Origin of the sequence: Enterobacter sp. KBR-315C3_2022 (assembly GCF_041399425.1) — a bacterium.
GTDB lineage: Bacteria > Pseudomonadota > Gammaproteobacteria > Enterobacterales > Enterobacteriaceae > Enterobacter.
Genome location: NZ_JBGKEB010000031.1, coordinates 21,009 through 38,194, shown reverse-complemented (window position 1 = coordinate 38,194; position 17,186 = coordinate 21,009). Strand labels below are relative to the sequence as shown.

Here is a 17,186-nt window from a genome sequence, read left to right as displayed (position 1 = left end):
CATCAAGATGGTTGTGACGCTGATCCACCCAATCGCGATGGACGACGGTCTGCGTTTCGCAATCCGTGAAGGCGGCCGTACCGTTGGCGCGGGCGTTGTTGCTAAAGTTCTGGGCTAAGTAATTATCCCTGAATAAAAAAAGGACGCTTCGGCGTCCTTTTTTGTTTTCTACTGTTTTCCACTGTCACAAATTTTCGCATTTATTGCCTGGTGCCGCCCCGTATACTGACGTTTGTGCTATTGTAATCATAACCATTCTCACTTACACTTTGCGCATATTTTGAACGGGAGTCTCTATGTACGTTTGTTTATGTAATGGTGTGAGTGATAAAAAAATCCGCCAGGCCGTTCGCCAGTTTCAGCCTCAGTCGTTCCAACAGCTTCGCAAGTTTGTTCCGGTGGGAAATCAATGCGGTAAGTGCGTGCGCGCGGCGCGAGAAATCATGCAGGACGAATTGATGCAGATCCCGGAGTTCAAAGAGATCGCCTAAGCCCCCCTCTTTTTTTTTGACATCCCTGTAGCCCGTTCTACGCTTCAATGAGTGGAAGCGGAGGGACTATATAATGAAAGGTGATGTGAAAATCATAAGTTATCTCAATAAATTATTGGGAAATGAGCTTGTCGCGATCAATCAGTATTTTCTTCATGCAAGAATGTTCAAAAACTGGGGCCTGACTCGCCTTAACGACGTGGAATACCATGAGTCTATTGATGAGATGAAACACGCTGATAAATACATTGAGCGTATTTTATTTCTCGAAGGCATTCCCAACCTGCAGGATCTTGGCAAGCTGGGTATCGGCGAGGACGTAGAAGAGATGCTGCGTTCCGATTTAAGGCTCGAGCTTGAAGGTGCGAAAGATCTTCGCGAAGCGATTGCCTATGCGGATAGCGTTCATGACTACGTCAGCCGCGATATGATGATTCAAATTCTGGCAGATGAAGAAGGCCATATCGACTGGCTGGAGACAGAGCTGGATTTGATCGGCAAGCTTGGTATTCAGAACTACCTGCAGGCGCAAATCCGGGAAGAAAAAGAGTAGTTGATACAGGAAGGATATTCTCCTTCCTGCTTCATCACAGCGTTGCCCAGCAGAAATAACCCCAGCCGCTCAGCGCCAGTGCCGGACCGAAAGGTATCGGGTCTCCGAAATGCCTCTTTTTTACCCACAGCAGTAGCCCATAGAGAAGCCCCGTCATTGACGCCATGTAAAGGATCGTGGGCATGTCCTGCCAGCCGCACCAGGCACCCACTGCCGCAAGCATTTTGAAATCCCCATAGCCCATCCCTTCTTTATGCCAGATTAATTTGACCAGCCAGTAGAACAGCCAGAGGATTAGATAGCCAGCAGCGGCGCCCAGTATCGCGTCTTGACCGGATACGACGCCAAAAAAAGCATTAAATAACAGTCCGAGCCACAGTAACGACAGCGTGAGCCTGTCGGGTAAAAGGTAATGCTGCAGATCGATCGCGCTGAGCGCGAGCACAAACCAAAAGAACACATACAGCGCTCCCGCCATTATTATTGATGAGGGATGAAGGGCGTAGCAGATGACGGCCATCAGCCCACAAGCCCCCTCCAGCAGGGGATAGCGTTTTGAGACCGGCTGACCGCAGTGGCGACATTTCCCTTTGAGAAGTATCCAGCCGATAAGAGGGAGCGTGTCGTACCATGCCAGCGAGGTTTGACACTGGCAGCACCGTGAACCTGAGAGCCAAAAGTCGAAAATTGGACCCGCTTCGCATGCCGGAGGCTGTCGTAAAATCTGAGCGGGTAATCGCCAGGTGAGGATCCCCATCGCGGTGCCTGACAGCAGGCCAATGACGAGGAACAGAATAACCAGTGAGCTATCCATTGTTTTTCGCTCCGAGAGTCAAACGCGTCAGGGTGATGCTGTCCGCATCCCGCTTGCTGGCGTGGAACTCAAGTTCCACAATCCGCAGGCCGTAGTCTCCCTGTACCACCGCCAGCCAGTTCATAAAGGCTTCCATCCTGATTGCGTCGGCCGATATCGTCAGCTCTCCGCTATCGGCGCGCTGGATTTTTACCGCACTGTCCAGCAGGTGCAAACTGCTTTTAACCTGATTTTCCAGGGAGCCAGAGGGTGTTTTCTCCGGAAGAAGCGCGGCTGCCGAAACCTGTTTCTGCAGCCACAGCAGATCGCGCTGCGCCTTGTCAAAGCGGGTCTGCATTGTCTCCGTGGCCTGCTTCAGAGGCTGGAAGAGCCCAAACCAGAAAAGAATGATGACGCTGCAGACCAGCAGTGCCAGTAAAAGCCGCTGTTCACGCGGATCTTTTTGGAGGAACCATTCCTGGGCGCGTTTAATCATTTCGAATCGTCCATAACCCCTGTTCATATTTTTCGACGTTAAGCGAGTAGCCCGCCAGCTGTTGATTCAAGAACGCCTGGATCTGCTGCTCATTACGAGCGGAGATAAAAAGCCGTAGCTCATTACGTGCCGCGTTATAACTCAACCCTTCCAGCGCCAGCTCCGGGAAAGCAGAGAGCCGGGACTGAAGCTGTAGCAAGAGCAAATAGGGAGCCGGTGAACGCTGCTGCAGCTGTCTGGGCAGATAGGTACGCAGATTACGGGTGTGCCTGTTTTCTGGAATGTAACGTTTCCATTGCTGCGCCAGAGTGTGGTTCAGCTGTTTTTCATACTCCCGAAGCTGTAGGTAAACGACAGCCTGAGAGAGACACGCGCTCGTTGCTAACAGCAGAAGACTGCAAAGCGCCGCGCGCTTAACACTGGTGCCACGGAAAGCGCGCGGGGCAGGCGGGCGCATCTTTCCGTGCAAAAGAGTAGCGGGTGGAACCTGCGGGTAGAGCGTCAAAATATGACAAGCGGGCTCCGTCTTCTTCGCGGAAAAGCCAGCTGGCAGGGGCCCGTAGCCGATCGCCTCTTGCGGAGGACAGTGTGCTAACACCTGAGCCAGCCATGGCTCCGTCAGATGGGCCACGCTGTTCTCATGCGTTCTGAGCAGCCATCCATTGCTGTCTGAGAATACCGTCCAGCCCTTTTCACAGTAAGGCAGGCAAAGGGCGTCAATCGTCGCATGCATGACGTTAAAACCGCTCGCGGCAAAGAGCCGAATCTGGGCGGTAAGCCAGCCGGCGTCGACGCCAATGACGGAAATGCGCGTTCCCTCCCGAGAGAGTAGCGTCCAGTGCTGCGGGGGCATGCTGTCGTCCAGCGTTTCATCCGCAAGCCACTGAAGCTTTTGTTCGGTCAGTGCGTAATGTTCGTCGGGGATGTCAATTATTCTGCAGACTGCCTTTTGGGCCGGGATAAGAAGATGCGTGCATCTCGCCGCCGGACGTACGGCAAGCTCCGACAGCTGTTCCGTTGTCAGATTCTGGACTGGGCCGAAGCCACCTTCGTCATGCTCCACCCATTCAAGGACGTTCGGCGCTGATTCAGGAAGACGGATAAGCAGCTTCGTCGAAGGGACGTTAACTGTTTTACTCTTCGCTGCTGCCGTCCGTAAGCTGGCGAAGATAGAGCTTAAGCTTTTTACTTTTTTCGTCATAAAAGAAAAATGTGCGCATACCAAAGGTAAGGTCACCCTCATGAACCGTGGATGTGGTCAAAAAATAGCTGCTGCTGGTTGTAATATGTTTTTTAAGCGAATCCACCAGCGGTTTTGCTGCACTGAAATCCTGTTGAGCCAGGTAAAGAAAGTCCTCTACCGTTTTCCAGCCGTTTTCGGGCCGTTTTTTCAGCAGCGTCTTTGCATCTGACACGCTAATGTTATTGAGAAAAAGTGCAGCCAGAAGCGGCGCTTGCTGCTCCGTAAGGGTATTGATGTTAATGGCAAGTTCGCTGTCGAATCGGGTGCAGATAAACGGGGCGAGTTTTTGATAGAGCGCGTCAGTCATGCCTTTAACATTGCGCGCTTCAGTGGGTAAAAAGAGCGCCTGGCCTGCAGTAAGATATCCCGGCTGGCTATGCTGGTAGTATTCGTCTTCCGCCCCTTTAACGCGCGCTGAATCGTCTTCATCGATATAGTCTGCAACGGATTGCGCGATCTCTTCCGCCTGATATTTTTCAACGGCGAGCCTCTCCAGCAGAGCGTAAAAAATGCTGACCTCATACGGCGGTGTCGCCAACGGTTCTTCCGGCATATTCTTGAGTGCGTTCAAGTTGTAGCAATGGTGCAGATCGTTGATTTGCCAGCTGACTTCGGTGCCGTCGGCAGGGCTCATCGAGTGGGTGAGTCCTGGCGTATCCTGAAAGCCTGCCATTGATTCTGCTTCGGCATAGAGCAGCGCGTATTTGGCCTGCAGGCTATCATTGATGCGCCGGCTACGCTGGAGCTGAACCTGAAAACTTATTGTCATCTCAGCGGCCAGCGCAGCGATCAGCGCCAGAATCATCAAAACGATCAGCAGTGCAGAACCTTTTTGATCGGTCATTGCGTCGCCCCCTCTGGCTGGCTGGGCGCTTTCTTTTCCGGGAGCCAGCCGGGCAGGACAACGCGTCGGGTGATGACCTCTTTATTTTCACGCTCAACAATTATCGTGGCCGTGGTGGACAAGCGCGTGTCATCCGCCGGCGCCATTTCTGCAGAGAAATGGGAGACACGATCCAGCAAGGGCTGTGGCGCCCGATCCTTTTCGCTGTCGGGCGAGTAGCGTACCGCACGGAATAATGTGCCGTTTTCAACATACCAGTGGACGGTGGTCAGAACGAAAGTCGCCCCGAACGGCATTGCGGGATCCCGGGTTTGGGTGGTGAAAATCACGCCCGCATTTTCACGTGAGAAGGAGAGCTGTGTTTGCCGGTTTTTCCGCGGGACATACTGCATTAAATCATTATCAAGCATGAGCACGGCGTGCTGGATGGCCTGAAAATCATCGCCAATTTTCCGGGCGCGCTGGTGCTGTTCGGTAGCCTGTGAGAACACCTCATTTGCCAGAAAGCTGAGCGTCGAGAAAATGGCGATCGCCAGCATCACTTCCAGAAGCGTAAAGCCGTAGGGGATCTTACTCATGCTTTGCCTCCGCTTTCTTGCTTTCTGGAAACCAGGCATACAGGCTTAGAGTTCGGCCATCAGACGTTATCACCCTGGCCTCTTTCTGCTGCAAAGGAGACGAACCCTGTTTTTCTTCCGCCAATTGCCAGGAGAAGGTTTTATCTAATTGTGAAGATTCCCCCGCTTTGGCGGCGAGCTGGCCGTAAGTTGCGGTCACGAGCACGTTGTCTGCAACCCAAATCGCGAGGGTCTCCTGCTTTAACGTTTCCAGCGCTGAAAGCTGCCATTGCATACTTGTGAGCAGGGCAATAATGGCGGTCGAAAAAATGGCCATTGCCAGCAGGACCTCAAGCAGCAGCATTCCGCTTTGCTGTTTCATCGCGGTTCCTTAAAGCGAATGACCTCAAGAGGCAGCGTGCCGTTTGATTGCAGGATGGCGATCTTTTCGCCATCTTCAGCGTTGAAAATCACGGAAAAAGGAGTGATTTGTCCATCGGGCAGGATGATGATTTGCGGTTTTGCCTCCTCCGACGACGGGAACACGTGAGGCTTTGTCGGTGTATCCCAGTCGCCGCGTAACGGCAAATTGCCGTTGTTATCGATTTCCTGCCATCGCCATACGCCGGTACGATCCTTTTCCGGTGCATAGAACAGCCAGCCGTCATCCGTCAGCTGAAGGCCGACGGTATGTTTTTCCAGCAGCGCCACGTCTGACATATAGTTTGCCGTCTGCCTGAGGACCTCGATCTGCCTAAGCAGCTTTCCGGTAGCGCTCAGTCTGTCACTTTGCATCGCGACAACGCCGGCCGCAGCCAGGGCGATGATGACCATCACCAGCATCACCTCCAGCAGCGTGAATCCTTTCTGATGGGCCATTTAGCGTGACTTTTTACCGCTGTCCCAGCTGGCGATATCATCCGCGGTGCCGTTTTCACCGTCGGGACCTGTGGACATGATATCGATCGCACCGTGCTCGCCAGGGCTAATCAGGATGTAGTCGTTCCCCCACGGATCGGCGGGCAGACGGCGGATATAGCCGTCCGGGTTATAGTTATCCGCTCGAGGGGCTCGTGTCGGGGCGGTAATAAGCGCCTCGAGGCCCTGTTCTGTGGTGGGATAGCGGTGATTATCCAGCTTGTACATATCCAGCGCATTTTCGAGCGCAATGATATCGCTGACGGCTTTTTGTCTGTCTGCCCGATCCTTGTTCCCCATTAAATTAGGCACTACCAGGCTGGCCAGAACCCCCAGGATCACAATCACCACCATCAGTTCCATTAGCGTGAAGCCACGCTGCCTTTCCTTTTTATGCGCTTCCATGACCTTTCCTTAATTCATTAACGAGTTGAGTTGTAAGATGGGTTGCATGATCGAGACCACGATAAACAAAACGATCGCTGCCATGACAACAATCAGAGCCGGTTCAAAAATCGCGAGCGTTAGCGAAATGCGGTTTTGCAGCTGAACCTCCTGGCTATCGGTCGCACGCTGCATCAGCTCACCGAGCTGACCGCTTTTTTCCCCAGAGGCAATCATGTAAATCATCATGGGAGGGAATATCTGCGTCTGCTTCAGCGACTGGCTGATGCTATTTCCCTGACGTACGCTTTCAGCCGCGTTGCTGAGCCGCTGGCCTATCTCCCGATTTCCCACGCCTTCCGCCGAGAGCGACATGCCCTCCAGAAGTGGAATACCGCTGCGATTGAGAATGCTCAGGGCGCGCAGATAACGAGCGCTATTGACTGCGCAGACCAGCGGGGAGGTAAGGCGAGACGCAATCAGCAACCGATGAAAGCGATGCCGATTTTCTCCGCGCTTCAGCCAGAAAGAGAACAGCACGCCTGCGCAGATCAGCGTCAGGGCGATCCAGGGGCCATATGTCGAGAAGAAGTCGCTTATGGCCAGCAGCGTACGGGTGGAAAGCGGTAGCTCGTGCTTAAGATGGGTGAACTGCGCGGCGACCTTCGGAACCACCGTGGTAAGCAAAACGATCACGACCAGAATAGCGACCGTGGTGAGCAGGGCAGGATAAATTAATGCCTGTGTAAGCTTGCTGCGCATTTGCTGCCGTGCTTCGTTATAGTCGGCCAGCCTTTCAAGAACGGCGCCCAGCTGGCCGACCGTTTCTCCCGCTTTCACCAGGGTGCAAAAGACCGTATCAAACAGACGAGGATGGGCTTGCATCGCCACGGAGAGTGGCTGCCCCTCCAGAACGGCGAGATGTAGAGAGCTAATGACGTCGGCCAGTTTTTTATTTTCTTTTTGCTGTTGGACAACGGCGAGCGCTTCATCCAGCGGCAGCGCTGCGGCAATGAGCGTCGCCAGCTGACGGGTAAAAAGCGTTAATTCACCGTGGCTGATGCGTGCAGAAAAAGCCCTGAGGGTGGTCCTGGGCCGCTGCTGTTTTATCGTCTGCGGTAATAATGCCCGGCTACGCAGCTGCGCCACCATCTCTCTCTCGCTCGCCGCTTCACTCACGCCCGTATGGCGGTTTCCTCGCGCGTCTGTCGCCGTCCAGTGAAATTTCATTCGTGCCCATCCGTCGGCGTTTGCCCTTCTGACGTCACCCGCAGAATTTCTTCAAGTGAGGTCATCCCTTCTGCCGCAACGCGTAGACCGTTTGCCAGCAGGCTGAGGTGATGACGGCGTTGGATCTGTTCCAGCTGCCGTTCATGGCGCTCGGTGTGAATGGTTTCACGCAGTTCGGGTGTGGCGAGCAGCAGTTCATGGATAGCCATGCGCCCCTGATAGCCGCTTTGTCTGCATGAGGTGCACCCCTTTGCTTGCCAGAGCTGGGATACATTTACTCCATGGGCTTGCAGGAGCTGTAGTTCCTGAGGCCGCACGGCGTACGCCGTTTTGCAGTGGGGGCATAGCCGTCTGACCAGGCGTTGGGCAATGACCCCAACGAGCGAGGAAGAGAGAAGGAACGGCTCAACGCCCATATCCCGTAATCGCGTTACGGCGCCGCACGCGCTGTTGGTATGGAGAGTGGAAAGCACCAGGTGCCCGGTCAAGGAAGCTTGCACGGCAATTTGAGCGGTTTCGCTATCGCGAATTTCTCCCACCATAACGACATCAGGATCCTGACGTAAAATAGCGCGCAGCCCGCGTGAGAAGGACATATCTACGCGACTATTAACCTGCGTTTGTCCGATACCCTCCAGCTCGTATTCAATGGGGTCTTCTACCGTAAGAACGTTGCGTTCCGGGCTATTTAGCGCGGAGAGAATGGCGTAGAGCGTGGTACTTTTCCCGGAGCCCGTTGGCCCGGTGACCAAAATAATGCCGTGGGGAAGGGCAAGCAGATTTTTCAGGCTGTGGGTGTCCGCCGCTGACATATCCAGCTTGTCGATGGATAAGCGCAGGCTACTTTTGTCCAGCAGGCGCAGAACAACCCGCTCGCCATGCTGCGAGGGTAGCGTAGACACGCGGACATCCACATTCCGCTGACCCATTTTTAACGTAATGCGTCCATCCTGCGGGAGCCTTTTTTCGGCAATATCCAGTTTGGCCATTATTTTGATACGTGAGATGAGTAAGGCCGCCAGTTTTTTATTCGGCTGAACCACGGGACGTAAGATGCCATCAACCCGGAAGCGGATGCTCATCGCTTTTTCAAACACTTCGATATGGATATCCGAGGCGTGTTCTTTAATGGCTTCGCTGAGCACGGCGTTAATGAGCCTGATTACCGGCGCGTCCGACTGCTCGTTCAGCAGATCTTCATTCGTTGGGATCTCTTCACTGAGGGTACTGAGATCGTCTGAATTATTAATATCTTCGGCAATTAACTGTGCTGACCCGCTGTTTTGTTGGTAAATAAGCTCCAGCTTTTCGGCAAACTGCTGCGGGGGGAGCCGGGTAAAGCGGGTGCAATCTGGAACAGCAGAAGCGAACTCGAGCAGATGCTCAAGTTTGGCATCTGCCGAGTAGAATAGCGCCTCCCCTTGCATGGCAATGCCATAGCGCTGCGCTTTTTTCCATGCGTGCTGACTCATTCCGTTCGACCTTCCCTGAACGGATTTTTGGCCTCTGGTGTTGCTGGCGCATTATTAAAAGCCCGATCTTCAAGCTCAGTGATGCCATCGACGTTAATCAGCGTTCCACTTTGCTTTTCACGTCTCTCTTTTTGCAGCTCTTTGAAGTTGGTGTATTTTTCCCGAGAGAGTGAACGGTAGACCTCATCGTCCCTGATGATTGTCGGGCGGATAAAAACCATCAGGTTGCGTTTGCTTTTTTCATTAGACGTGTAGCGGAAAAGCTGTCCTACCAGGGGGATATCCCCCAGCAGGGGTACTTTTGAAACCTCTTGCTTACTGGCGTCATCCATCAAACCGCCCAGCACAACGGTTTCGCCACTTTTCACCAGAACGGCATTCTGTATGGTGCGGGTGTTAAAGGTCGGGCCGAGCGAGGAAGAGTTTGTCGACGTATCAACGCTGGAAACCTCTTGCTCGATTTCCATCAGCACAGAATCACCCTCATTAATTTGCGGGGTGACTTTTAACTTGGTTCCCACCGTCTTACGCTCGACGGTATTGTAAATATTATCGCCGGAGGTCGTCTGGGAGCCGGAAAGCACGGGCACATCCTGACCTACGTTGAAGGCCGCTTCTTTATTATCAAGCGTGACAATGCTGGGCGTGGACAGGATGTCGTTTTTGTTGTCGGTATTAAGTGCAGTGAGGAGTACACCCCAGTCACCGTTGAAAAAACCTGCCGCAAGGCCGTTATACTTACTGAAGAGATCGTAAGCAGGATTATCGCTGGTGATCCCTCCTTTGGCTTTGAATTCACCGACGCCCTGCGCGGCGTTAAAGATAGGCAGGCCGGTTTTGGTAAACTGCTGTCCACCCACGTTTTTCTCAGCCCATTGTACGCCCAGGTTCAGGCCCTTACCGTCCTGAACTTCAACAATAATCGCTTCCACCAGAACCTGTGCACGGCGAATATCCAGCTTAGCGATAACCTCATTGAGCTGCTGGAGAATTCCCTGGTCGGCGGTTATCACTAGCGAGTTGGTTTGTTCATCAGCAGCAATGGAGATATCGCGACTGCTGCTGGTTGCCGTATTGGACCTGCTGCTTTTGCCGTCTTTTATTTTTTGCGTGACGCTGGTTAACACCTCGACGAGTTTTTCGGCTTTGGCATATTTCAGGTACCACACCCGCGTGTTACCTTGCCCCTGTTCCTGGGTATCAAGACGTTTAACCAACGCAATAATGCGTGTGCGAGCGCGTTCCGACCCTCTGATAATCAGAGCATTGCTTCGTTTGTCGGCGACGATATGCGTCAGGAGCGTCGCAGGCTGTGTCTCTTTTCCGTTCTCTCGTGACAGGGTATTGAGTACGTCGGCCAGATCGACAGCAGAGGCATATTTGAGCGGGATAATGTGCTCTTTTTCGTCACCCAGTACATCGACGCGTTTGATGACTTCCAGCAGGCGATTAACGGTTGATGCTTTGCCTGTCACGATCAGCGCATTTGAGGGCTCGTAATGCGAGACGTTACCCACGTTTGCGCCATCAAGCATTTGGCGCAGCAGGGGGGAAAGCGAGCGTGCGGGAACATTTTCCAGAGCAACAATATGGGTCACGAGCTCATCACCTTTACCGGGCTGAGCCGCACTGGTGAGCTTTCCTGGAAGATTTTTTACGGTTTCTGAATGCACGACTTTCAGCAGGCCATTATCAAGAGTGATAAGGGAAAAACCATAAAGGTCGAGTACGCTCAGGAAAAATTGATAGTATTCTTCTTTATTGAAGGTATCAGCGCTCCTGACGGAAATGGATGCTTGAACATCGGGATCGATCAGAATTGTTTTCCCCATGTTTTGTCCCACGATGTTGACGAACGTTTTAATGTCCGCACCGTTAAAATTCGCTGTGTAGTCAGCCGAATATCCGGGTTTCGCAGTAGCGATGAGAAAAAACAGCAGCGAGAGCGCTTTCAGTCGCTGGCCTGTGGAAGTTACATCCATTTATTTATACTGTCCTTTCTGGGATTGTTGAGCTGAATGGCAATATCATCGGGTTGAATAACTGCCCGTGAAACTAATTCCTTTTTATAACGAGATTAGAGGCCTGAACCCCGTAATACATTACTGTCGGACGCTGAATTCGGAGTCAGTTCGGCGAGCAGTGTAAGCTGTCCGGTTTGGCCGTCAGCGGAGAAAAACACCTGGTTCTGGGTGATATCAGTGATGCGCGTGCCGGGGGATGATTTAAGCACATCATCAATAGAATAGATGTTTTGTTCCCCATCTTCCTGCAGAATTGCGCGGGACGATAATTTATCCGAACTATGAATAATGCCGCTTAAATGGATACGGGACAGTATATTCAGGCTTTCACTCGGTGTTGCGATTTTATCCATGCGATTATGGACCGGCGTTGATAAGTTCCATCTATATTTATCATTAATGTTATTCAATGGAGAAGGGATATCCTGGCTAACCAGCGATGCTCTATTATTCCTCCACTGAATATATGCCGAGTGAATAAAAATAAAGACACCCATAGCACTAATCAATATGACCATGACGTGCAGGGGGCGATACGATAGCGCATTTTTTGCCAGAAGAGAGAAGGTTGCCATAAAATTAGTTTTTTAGTATGCCTAAGAGTGAGCGTATTTTTTGTGTAATTTCGTCATAATATAATCAGTCATCGACAAGCAGCAAGTCATTTGCTGAGGGACGATCTTTTTTAGGAATAGAATAACTTTTGAGGTAATGCAGCTATTCATGGATGAGCTAAATACTTTTTATACTCCGCGGCATTGTCTGATCCGGGACAGCCTGCTTTCTACGTTAATACAGGAGCAATGGCTAATATTACACGGAGGTAAAGGGTCAGGAAAAAGTGTGCTTGCGCAAGGCGTTATTAACGCGTGGCCCTGCCGCACGCTTACCATTAGTCCGTTGAACAGAACGGGCTATCTGTGGGAGTGGGCGGTCGTTGCGGATACACAGACGGATAACGGTCTGGCCGGTAAAACAATCTCTTTAGAGAAGCTCTGGGTGGAATTGCACTGCGCGGGTGCCGTTACGCAGGGCAGCATGCCGCTGTTTGTCCTGGAAGATGGACACCGAATCTCGAAGGGGCTTGTCTCAACGATTCAGGCATTTATTACCCTGATGCCACAAGCACGGCTGTTACTTACAGGATCGTTCAAACGTCGGCAGCAGCGCCGCCTGCGAGAGCTGCAGCCGGTATGGTTTGAGATACCTGCGCCGAACAGTAAAGATTACCGCGAGGTGATCTCCTCTCACGCAGGCGTCGGCCCTGAGACAGCAAACTCCTTTTCGGAACAATTTATCAGACGATGCATGAAACGTTGCGGCGGCAATCTTCATCTTGCCGCCCGGCTGGGAGCGTTTATTCGTCGCAATAAAACGGAGGGCGATGAGCATGCAGACACGATTGACCCGGCTCTTCATCGCGAGGCGCTGCGCTACCTGCCTGCACCAGACCGTCAGGGAGCCACATGCCTGTTGCTCATTGTATTGGCTGGGTTGTGCGGTGGGGGAGGGGCATACTTTGTCAATCCTCTATCTCAATGGCTGCCACCGCTCACAGCTTGGCTACCTGCCAAATTCTCTACGTCTGTAACGACTCCCGCCCGACTCTCGTCAGAGAGAATGTCTACCAATGAGTCGCTCAGTTTGCTGTATAGCGTATGGGGATATGAGGTAGATAAAGGGGAAGCCTGGTGCGATCAGGCATACCGGGCTGGGATGGCCTGCCTTTCTGGCAAAGAAACGCTTGAAACGCTGTTGTCTGACGGGCTTCCCTGGATTGCGACCCTGAAGGTCGATAGCGCCAGCGTACCCGTCGTGGCGATCGGGGGAGGGGAGGACACGCTTACCGTGTTGTCAGGAAGTAAAACGTGGATCATTGATCAAACATGGTTCAACCAGGTCTGGACAGGGTCCGCAACGCGAATGTGGAAACCCTCGCCAGACGGCAACTCAAACATAACAAAGAAGAGTAGTGCCGATGACATTGCCTGGCTTGATACGATGCTTAGCCGCGTGTTGAATGTTGAAGCAGAAGGGACGGAAGAGTGGAGCCCGCTGTTAACCGAGAAAATCCGCCAGTTCCAGGCTCAACATAAAATGAAAGTGGATGGCGTAATGGGACAGAGGACGCTTATCAGGCTATGGCAAGCCTTGGGCGAAAGTCCAAAGCTGGTTCAGGAAAGGGGAGCGATATGAACGGGCAAACGGTCACCACTATGCAGCGTAAAGAACGGTTTGTCCGGCCAGATATGCCGCTCACGCTATGGACGGGGATATGCATCGCGTTGTTCTGGCTTTTATACAGTGCTGGCTGCGCGATCGGAGGGTATTACCTGCACTGCGCAATTGAGCTACACGCGTCTTCATCGCCAGAGCCTCAGCGCTATCGTCTTTCTGAGGCGCACTATATCTATAAGAAGCGCCCCTTGCCGGTGCCGGAGGAGGAAGAGACGGAGGTTAGCGTGCCGGAAGAGAGCGGCGGCGAGCATCCGTCTGCTCCTGAGGCAAACGCCGATCTCAAAGCGCGCGTAAAGCAGGCGATAGCGGATATTGACCAGCACTGAGTGTGCCTGACAAAAGGTTGGTTATTATCGACACAGTCGACTTGCATTAAGCCTGTAAATACGTATAATGCGCGGGCTTGTCGTAATTGACGGCGGGTTCAATCTGAACCGGAGTAGCTCATTTTGTTACTCAACAATGCTCCCAATTGGGGAGCTACGTAAGAACGGTTACACTCTCCCATCAATCGTAATGGGTTTGAGGAGTAATCATTTTCGTTTATAAAATAATTGGAGCTCTGGTCTCATGCAGAACCAAAGAATCCGTATCCGCCTTAAAGCGTTTGATCATCGTCTGATCGATCAATCAACCGCGGAAATCGTCGAGACTGCTAAGCGCACTGGTGCGCAAGTCCGTGGTCCGATCCCGCTGCCGACCCGCAAAGAGCGCTTCACCGTTCTGATCTCCCCGCACGTCAACAAAGACGCGCGCGATCAGTACGAAATCCGCACTCACAAGCGTCTGGTTGACATCGTTGAGCCAACTGAGAAAACCGTTGATGCTCTGATGCGTCTGGATCTGGCTGCCGGTGTAGACGTGCAGATCAGCCTGGGTTAATCAGGTCATCGAGCGATTGAGAGGTTGATACAATGATTGGTTTAGTCGGTAAAAAAGTGGGCATGACCCGCATCTTCACTGAAGATGGCGTTTCAATCCCAGTAACCGTAATCGAAGTTGAAGCGAACCGCGTTACTCAGGTTAAAGATCTGGCTAACGATGGCTACCGCGCTGTTCAGGTGACCACTGGTGCTAAAAAAGCTAACCGTGTAACCAAACCAGAAGCGGGTCACTTCGCTAAAGCTGGCGTAGAAGCTGGCCGTGGTCTGTGGGAATTCCGTCTTGCAGAAGGCGAAGAGTTCACCGTAGGTCAGGACATTAGCGTTGAGCTGTTTGCTGACGTTAAAAAAGTTGACGTAACCGGTACCTCTAAAGGTAAAGGTTTTGCTGGTACCGTTAAGCGCTGGAACTTCCGTACCCAGGACGCTACTCACGGTAACTCCTTGTCCCACCGCGTTCCGGGTTCTATCGGTCAGAACCAGACTCCGGGCAAAGTGTTCAAAGGCAAGAAAATGGCAGGTCAGCTGGGTAACGAACGTGTAACCGTTCAGAGCCTGGACGTAGTACGTGTTGACGCTGAGCGCAACCTGCTGCTGGTTAAAGGTGCTGTTCCGGGTGCAACCGGTAGCGACCTGATCGTTAAACCAGCTGTGAAGGCGTAAGGGGATAGCAATGGAATTAGTATTGAAAGACGCGCAGAGCGCGCTGACTGTTTCCGAAACTACCTTCGGTCGTGATTTCAACGAAGCGCTGGTTCACCAGGTTGTTGTTGCTTATGCAGCTGGTGCTCGTCAGGGTACTCGTGCTCAGAAGACTCGTGCTGAAGTAACTGGTTCTGGCAAAAAGCCATGGCGCCAGAAAGGTACCGGCCGTGCGCGTTCAGGTTCTATCAAGAGCCCGATCTGGCGTTCAGGTGGCGTAACCTTCGCTGCGCGTCCACAGGACCACAGTCAAAAAGTTAACAAAAAGATGTACCGCGGCGCGCTGAAAAGCATTCTGTCCGAACTGGTACGTCAGGATCGTCTGATCGTTGTCGAATCATTCTCTGTTGAAGCGCCTAAAACTAAGCTGCTGGCACAGAAACTGAAAGACATGGCTCTGGAAGATGTGCTGATCATCACCGGTGAGCTGGACGAGAACCTGTTCCTGGCTGCGCGCAACCTGCACAAGGTTGACGTACGCGATGCGACTGGTATCGACCCGGTTAGCCTGATCGCCTTCGACAAAGTCGTAATGACTGCTGATGCTGTTAAGCAAGTTGAGGAGATGCTGGCATGATTCGTGAAGAACGTCTGCTGAAGGTGCTTCGCGCACCGCACGTTTCTGAAAAAGCGTCTACTGCGATGGAAAAAACAAACACCATCGTTCTCAAAGTTGCTAAAGACGCGACCAAAGCAGAGATCAAAGCTGCTGTGCAGAAACTGTTTGAAGTCGAAGTCGAAGTCGTTAACACCCTGGTAGTTAAAGGGAAAGTTAAACGTCACGGACAGCGTATCGGTCGTCGTAGCGACTGGAAAAAAGCTTACGTCACCCTGAAAGAAGGCCAGAATCTGGACTTCGTTGGCGGCGCTGAGTAAGTCGGAGGAGTAATACAATGGCAGTTGTTAAATGTAAACCGACATCTCCGGGTCGTCGCCACGTAGTTAAAGTGGTTAACCCTGAGCTGCACAAGGGCAAACCTTTTGCTCCGTTGCTGGAAAAAAACAGCAAATCCGGTGGTCGTAACAACAATGGCCGTATCACCACTCGTCACATCGGTGGTGGCCACAAGCAGGCTTATCGTATTGTTGACTTCAAACGCAACAAAGACGGTATCCCAGCAGTTGTTGAGCGTCTTGAGTACGATCCGAACCGTTCCGCGAACATCGCGCTGGTTCTGTACAAAGATGGCGAGCGCCGTTACATTCTGGCCCCTAAAGGCCTGAAAGCTGGCGACCAGATTCAGTCTGGCGTTGATGCTGCAATCAAAGCAGGTAACACCCTGCCGATGCGCAATATCCCGGTTGGTTCTACCGTTCATAACGTAGAAATGAAACCAGGTAAAGGCGGTCAGCTGGCACGTTCCGCTGGTACTTACGTTCAGATCGTTGCGCGTGACGGTGCTTATGTCACCCTGCGTCTGCGTTCTGGTGAAATGCGTAAAGTCGAAGCAGACTGCCGCGCTACCCTGGGCGAAGTTGGCAATGCTGAGCATATGCTGCGCGTTCTGGGTAAAGCAGGTGCTGCACGCTGGCGTGGTGTTCGTCCTACCGTTCGCGGTACTGCGATGAACCCAGTCGATCACCCACATGGTGGTGGTGAAGGTCGTAACTTTGGTAAGCACCCGGTAACTCCGTGGGGCGTTCAGACCAAAGGTAAGAAGACCCGCAGCAACAAGCGTACTGATAAATTTATCGTACGTCGCCGTAGCAAATAATTTTAGAGGATAAGCCATGCCACGTTCTCTCAAGAAAGGTCCTTTTATTGACCTGCACTTGCTGAAGAAGGTAGAGAAAGCGGTGGAAAGCGGAGACAAGAAGCCCCTGCGCACTTGGTCCCGTCGTTCAACGATCTTTCCTAACATGATCGGTTTGACCATCGCTGTCCATAATGGTCGTCAGCACGTTCCAGTCTTTGTTACCGACGAAATGGTTGGTCACAAACTGGGTGAATTCGCACCGACTCGTACTTATCGCGGCCACGCTGCTGATAAAAAAGCGAAGAAGAAATAAGGTAGGAGGAAGAGATGGAAACTTTAGCTCAACATCGCCATGCTCGTTCTTCTGCACAGAAGGTTCGCCTTGTTGCTGACCTGATTCGCGGTAAGAAAGTGTCGCAGGCCCTGGACATCCTGACCTATACCAACAAGAAAGCTGCGGTATTGGTCAAGAAAGTACTGGAATCTGCCATTGCTAACGCTGAACACAACGATGGCGCTGACATCGACGATCTGAAAGTCGCGAAAATTTTCGTAGATGAAGGCCCAAGCATGAAGCGCATTATGCCGCGTGCGAAAGGTCGTGCAGATCGCATTCTGAAGCGCACCAGCCACATTACTGTGGTTGTGTCCGATCGCTGAGAC

24 protein-coding genes are annotated in these 17,186 nt (G+C 52.3%); 12 read left to right on the top strand and 12 right to left on the bottom strand.

The window, feature by feature from the left end:
- From AB8804_RS21435 to bfr, 3 genes are all read left to right on the top strand, one after another.
- Nucleotides 1-118: elongation factor Tu (locus AB8804_RS21435; RefSeq protein ID WP_000531011.1), on the top strand; the 118-nt coding region annotated here is incomplete at its 5' end.
- 178 nt (nt 119-296) lie between these two features.
- Nucleotides 297-491 carry a bacterioferritin-associated ferredoxin gene (bfd, locus tag AB8804_RS21430; protein ID WP_003863268.1) on the top strand — a complete coding sequence of 65 codons (195 nt, stop codon included), beginning with the start codon at nt 297-299 and terminating at the stop codon, nt 489-491.
- Nucleotides 492-564: 73 nt separating this feature from the next.
- Nucleotides 565-1,044 (top strand): bacterioferritin, encoded by a 480-nt coding sequence (gene bfr / locus AB8804_RS21425; protein WP_371189956.1) that lies wholly within the window; start codon nt 565-567, stop codon nt 1,042-1,044.
- A 34-nt stretch (nt 1,045-1,078) separates the two neighbouring features.
- Here the strand turns inward: bfr and AB8804_RS21420 are convergent, their stop codons facing one another.
- The 12 genes from AB8804_RS21420 to AB8804_RS21365 form a co-directional block, all read right to left on the bottom strand.
- Complete coding sequence (locus AB8804_RS21420) at nt 1,079-1,858, bottom strand: A24 family peptidase (protein WP_371189955.1); 780 nt, start codon at nt 1,856-1,858, stop codon at nt 1,079-1,081.
- Nucleotides 1,851-2,333: a type II secretion system protein GspM gene (gspM, locus tag AB8804_RS21415; RefSeq protein ID WP_371189954.1), complete on the bottom strand. Its 483-nt coding sequence runs from the start codon at nt 2,331-2,333 to the stop codon at nt 1,851-1,853. The genes AB8804_RS21420 and gspM overlap by 8 nt, the downstream gene beginning before the upstream one ends.
- Nucleotides 2,326-3,534, bottom strand: coding sequence for a type II secretion system protein GspL (gene gspL, locus AB8804_RS21410; RefSeq protein ID WP_371189953.1), 1,209 nt, complete (start codon nt 3,532-3,534; stop codon nt 2,326-2,328). Before gspL ends, gspM begins: the two co-directional genes overlap by 8 nt.
- Nucleotides 3,467-4,420: a type II secretion system minor pseudopilin GspK gene (gspK, locus tag AB8804_RS21405; RefSeq protein WP_371189952.1), complete on the bottom strand. Its 954-nt coding sequence runs from the start codon at nt 4,418-4,420 to the stop codon at nt 3,467-3,469. The genes gspL and gspK overlap by 68 nt, the downstream gene beginning before the upstream one ends.
- Nucleotides 4,417-4,998 (bottom strand): type II secretion system protein J, encoded by a 582-nt coding sequence (locus tag AB8804_RS21400; RefSeq protein ID WP_371189951.1) that lies wholly within the window; start codon nt 4,996-4,998, stop codon nt 4,417-4,419. The genes gspK and AB8804_RS21400 overlap by 4 nt, the downstream gene beginning before the upstream one ends.
- Nucleotides 4,991-5,359: a type II secretion system minor pseudopilin GspI gene (gene gspI, locus AB8804_RS21395; RefSeq protein WP_371189950.1), complete on the bottom strand. Its 369-nt coding sequence runs from the start codon at nt 5,357-5,359 to the stop codon at nt 4,991-4,993. Before gspI ends, AB8804_RS21400 begins: the two co-directional genes overlap by 8 nt.
- Entirely contained in the window at nt 5,356-5,856 is a 501-nt protein-coding gene (gene gspH, locus AB8804_RS21390) for a type II secretion system minor pseudopilin GspH (protein WP_371189949.1), read from the bottom strand. Before gspH ends, gspI begins: the two co-directional genes overlap by 4 nt.
- Nucleotides 5,857-6,300, bottom strand: a complete 444-nt coding sequence (gspG, locus tag AB8804_RS21385) for a type II secretion system major pseudopilin GspG (RefSeq protein WP_371189948.1) — start codon at nt 6,298-6,300, stop codon at nt 5,857-5,859.
- Between the two features lie 9 nt (nt 6,301-6,309).
- The gene (gspF, locus tag AB8804_RS21380) at nt 6,310-7,509 is read right to left on the bottom strand and encodes a type II secretion system inner membrane protein GspF (RefSeq protein ID WP_371189946.1); all 1,200 of its coding nucleotides are present in this window, start codon (nt 7,507-7,509) and stop codon (nt 6,310-6,312) included.
- Nucleotides 7,506-8,981, bottom strand: coding sequence for a type II secretion system ATPase GspE (gene gspE, locus AB8804_RS21375; RefSeq protein WP_371189945.1), 1,476 nt, complete (start codon nt 8,979-8,981; stop codon nt 7,506-7,508). The genes gspF and gspE overlap by 4 nt, the downstream gene beginning before the upstream one ends.
- On the bottom strand, nt 8,978-10,963 hold the full coding sequence (gene gspD, locus AB8804_RS21370) for a type II secretion system secretin GspD (RefSeq protein WP_371189944.1): 1,986 nt from the start codon (nt 10,961-10,963) through the stop codon (nt 8,978-8,980). The genes gspE and gspD overlap by 4 nt, the downstream gene beginning before the upstream one ends.
- Nucleotides 10,964-11,058: 95 nt before the next feature.
- Nucleotides 11,059-11,580 carry a type II secretion system protein N gene (locus tag AB8804_RS21365; protein WP_371189943.1) on the bottom strand — a complete coding sequence of 174 codons (522 nt, stop codon included), beginning with the start codon at nt 11,578-11,580 and terminating at the stop codon, nt 11,059-11,061.
- A 148-nt stretch (nt 11,581-11,728) separates the two neighbouring features.
- On the opposite strand from AB8804_RS21365, the gene AB8804_RS21360 reads away from it, so the two are divergent.
- From AB8804_RS21360 to rplV, 9 genes are all read left to right on the top strand, one after another.
- Nucleotides 11,729-13,201 carry a peptidoglycan-binding domain-containing protein gene (locus AB8804_RS21360; protein WP_371189942.1) on the top strand — a complete coding sequence of 491 codons (1,473 nt, stop codon included), beginning with the start codon at nt 11,729-11,731 and terminating at the stop codon, nt 13,199-13,201.
- Nucleotides 13,198-13,569, top strand: coding sequence for a hypothetical protein (locus AB8804_RS21355; RefSeq protein ID WP_371189941.1), 372 nt, complete (start codon nt 13,198-13,200; stop codon nt 13,567-13,569). Before AB8804_RS21360 ends, AB8804_RS21355 begins: the two co-directional genes overlap by 4 nt.
- A gap of 244 nt (nt 13,570-13,813) precedes the next feature.
- Nucleotides 13,814-14,125: a 30S ribosomal protein S10 gene (gene rpsJ, locus AB8804_RS21350; RefSeq protein ID WP_001181005.1), complete on the top strand. Its 312-nt coding sequence runs from the start codon at nt 13,814-13,816 to the stop codon at nt 14,123-14,125.
- A 32-nt stretch (nt 14,126-14,157) separates the two neighbouring features.
- Nucleotides 14,158-14,787 carry a 50S ribosomal protein L3 gene (gene rplC / locus AB8804_RS21345; RefSeq protein WP_006178923.1) on the top strand — a complete coding sequence of 210 codons (630 nt, stop codon included), beginning with the start codon at nt 14,158-14,160 and terminating at the stop codon, nt 14,785-14,787.
- Nucleotides 14,788-14,797: 10 nt separating this feature from the next.
- Nucleotides 14,798-15,403 carry a 50S ribosomal protein L4 gene (gene rplD, locus AB8804_RS21340; RefSeq protein WP_003031119.1) on the top strand — a complete coding sequence of 202 codons (606 nt, stop codon included), beginning with the start codon at nt 14,798-14,800 and terminating at the stop codon, nt 15,401-15,403.
- A complete protein-coding gene (gene rplW / locus AB8804_RS21335) occupies nt 15,400-15,702 on the top strand; it encodes a 50S ribosomal protein L23 (protein ID WP_000617546.1) in 303 nt (100 codons plus the stop codon). Before rplD ends, rplW begins: the two co-directional genes overlap by 4 nt.
- Nucleotides 15,703-15,719: 17 nt before the next feature.
- Nucleotides 15,720-16,541, top strand: coding sequence for a 50S ribosomal protein L2 (gene rplB, locus AB8804_RS21330; protein WP_000301859.1), 822 nt, complete (start codon nt 15,720-15,722; stop codon nt 16,539-16,541).
- 16 nt (nt 16,542-16,557) lie between these two features.
- Nucleotides 16,558-16,836, top strand: coding sequence for a 30S ribosomal protein S19 (gene rpsS / locus AB8804_RS21325; protein WP_001138117.1), 279 nt, complete (start codon nt 16,558-16,560; stop codon nt 16,834-16,836).
- Nucleotides 16,837-16,850: 14 nt separating this feature from the next.
- Entirely contained in the window at nt 16,851-17,183 is a 333-nt protein-coding gene (gene rplV, locus AB8804_RS21320; RefSeq protein WP_002919773.1) for a 50S ribosomal protein L22, read from the top strand.
- The last annotated feature ends 3 nt before the right edge of the window (nt 17,184-17,186 follow it).

Bases quoted from the DNA above. Each gene is read 5' to 3' on its own strand.
- rplD (WP_003031119.1), top strand. From the start codon at position 14,798: ATGGAATTAGTATTGAAAGACGCGCAGAGCGCGCTGACTGTTTCCGAA.
- rplC (WP_006178923.1), top strand. From the start codon at position 14,158: ATGATTGGTTTAGTCGGTAAAAAAGTGGGCATGACCCGCATCTTCACT.
- AB8804_RS21400 (WP_371189951.1), bottom strand. From the start codon at position 4,998: ATGAGTAAGATCCCCTACGGCTTTACGCTTCTGGAAGTGATGCTGGCG.
- gspK (WP_371189952.1), bottom strand. From the start codon at position 4,420: ATGACCGATCAAAAAGGTTCTGCACTGCTGATCGTTTTGATGATTCTG.
- gspD (WP_371189944.1), bottom strand. From the start codon at position 10,963: ATGGATGTAACTTCCACAGGCCAGCGACTGAAAGCGCTCTCGCTGCTG.
- AB8804_RS21355 (WP_371189941.1), top strand. From the start codon at position 13,198: ATGAACGGGCAAACGGTCACCACTATGCAGCGTAAAGAACGGTTTGTC.
- rplW (WP_000617546.1), top strand. From the start codon at position 15,400: ATGATTCGTGAAGAACGTCTGCTGAAGGTGCTTCGCGCACCGCACGTT.
- AB8804_RS21365 (WP_371189943.1), bottom strand. From the start codon at position 11,580: ATGGCAACCTTCTCTCTTCTGGCAAAAAATGCGCTATCGTATCGCCCC.
- gspH (WP_371189949.1), bottom strand. From the start codon at position 5,856: ATGGCCCATCAGAAAGGATTCACGCTGCTGGAGGTGATGCTGGTGATG.
- bfd (WP_003863268.1), top strand. From the start codon at position 297: ATGTACGTTTGTTTATGTAATGGTGTGAGTGATAAAAAAATCCGCCAG.
- gspE (WP_371189945.1), bottom strand. From the start codon at position 8,981: ATGAGTCAGCACGCATGGAAAAAAGCGCAGCGCTATGGCATTGCCATG.
- rplV (WP_002919773.1), top strand. From the start codon at position 16,851: ATGGAAACTTTAGCTCAACATCGCCATGCTCGTTCTTCTGCACAGAAG.
- gspG (WP_371189948.1), bottom strand. From the start codon at position 6,300: ATGGAAGCGCATAAAAAGGAAAGGCAGCGTGGCTTCACGCTAATGGAA.
- gspF (WP_371189946.1), bottom strand. From the start codon at position 7,509: ATGAAATTTCACTGGACGGCGACAGACGCGCGAGGAAACCGCCATACG.
- rplB (WP_000301859.1), top strand. From the start codon at position 15,720: ATGGCAGTTGTTAAATGTAAACCGACATCTCCGGGTCGTCGCCACGTA.
- gspL (WP_371189953.1), bottom strand. From the start codon at position 3,534: ATGACGAAAAAAGTAAAAAGCTTAAGCTCTATCTTCGCCAGCTTACGG.
- rpsS (WP_001138117.1), top strand. From the start codon at position 16,558: ATGCCACGTTCTCTCAAGAAAGGTCCTTTTATTGACCTGCACTTGCTG.
- gspM (WP_371189954.1), bottom strand. From the start codon at position 2,333: ATGATTAAACGCGCCCAGGAATGGTTCCTCCAAAAAGATCCGCGTGAA.
- rpsJ (WP_001181005.1), top strand. From the start codon at position 13,814: ATGCAGAACCAAAGAATCCGTATCCGCCTTAAAGCGTTTGATCATCGT.
- AB8804_RS21360 (WP_371189942.1), top strand. From the start codon at position 11,729: ATGGATGAGCTAAATACTTTTTATACTCCGCGGCATTGTCTGATCCGG.
- gspI (WP_371189950.1), bottom strand. From the start codon at position 5,359: ATGAAACAGCAAAGCGGAATGCTGCTGCTTGAGGTCCTGCTGGCAATG.
- AB8804_RS21420 (WP_371189955.1), bottom strand. From the start codon at position 1,858: ATGGATAGCTCACTGGTTATTCTGTTCCTCGTCATTGGCCTGCTGTCA.
- bfr (WP_371189956.1), top strand. From the start codon at position 565: ATGAAAGGTGATGTGAAAATCATAAGTTATCTCAATAAATTATTGGGA.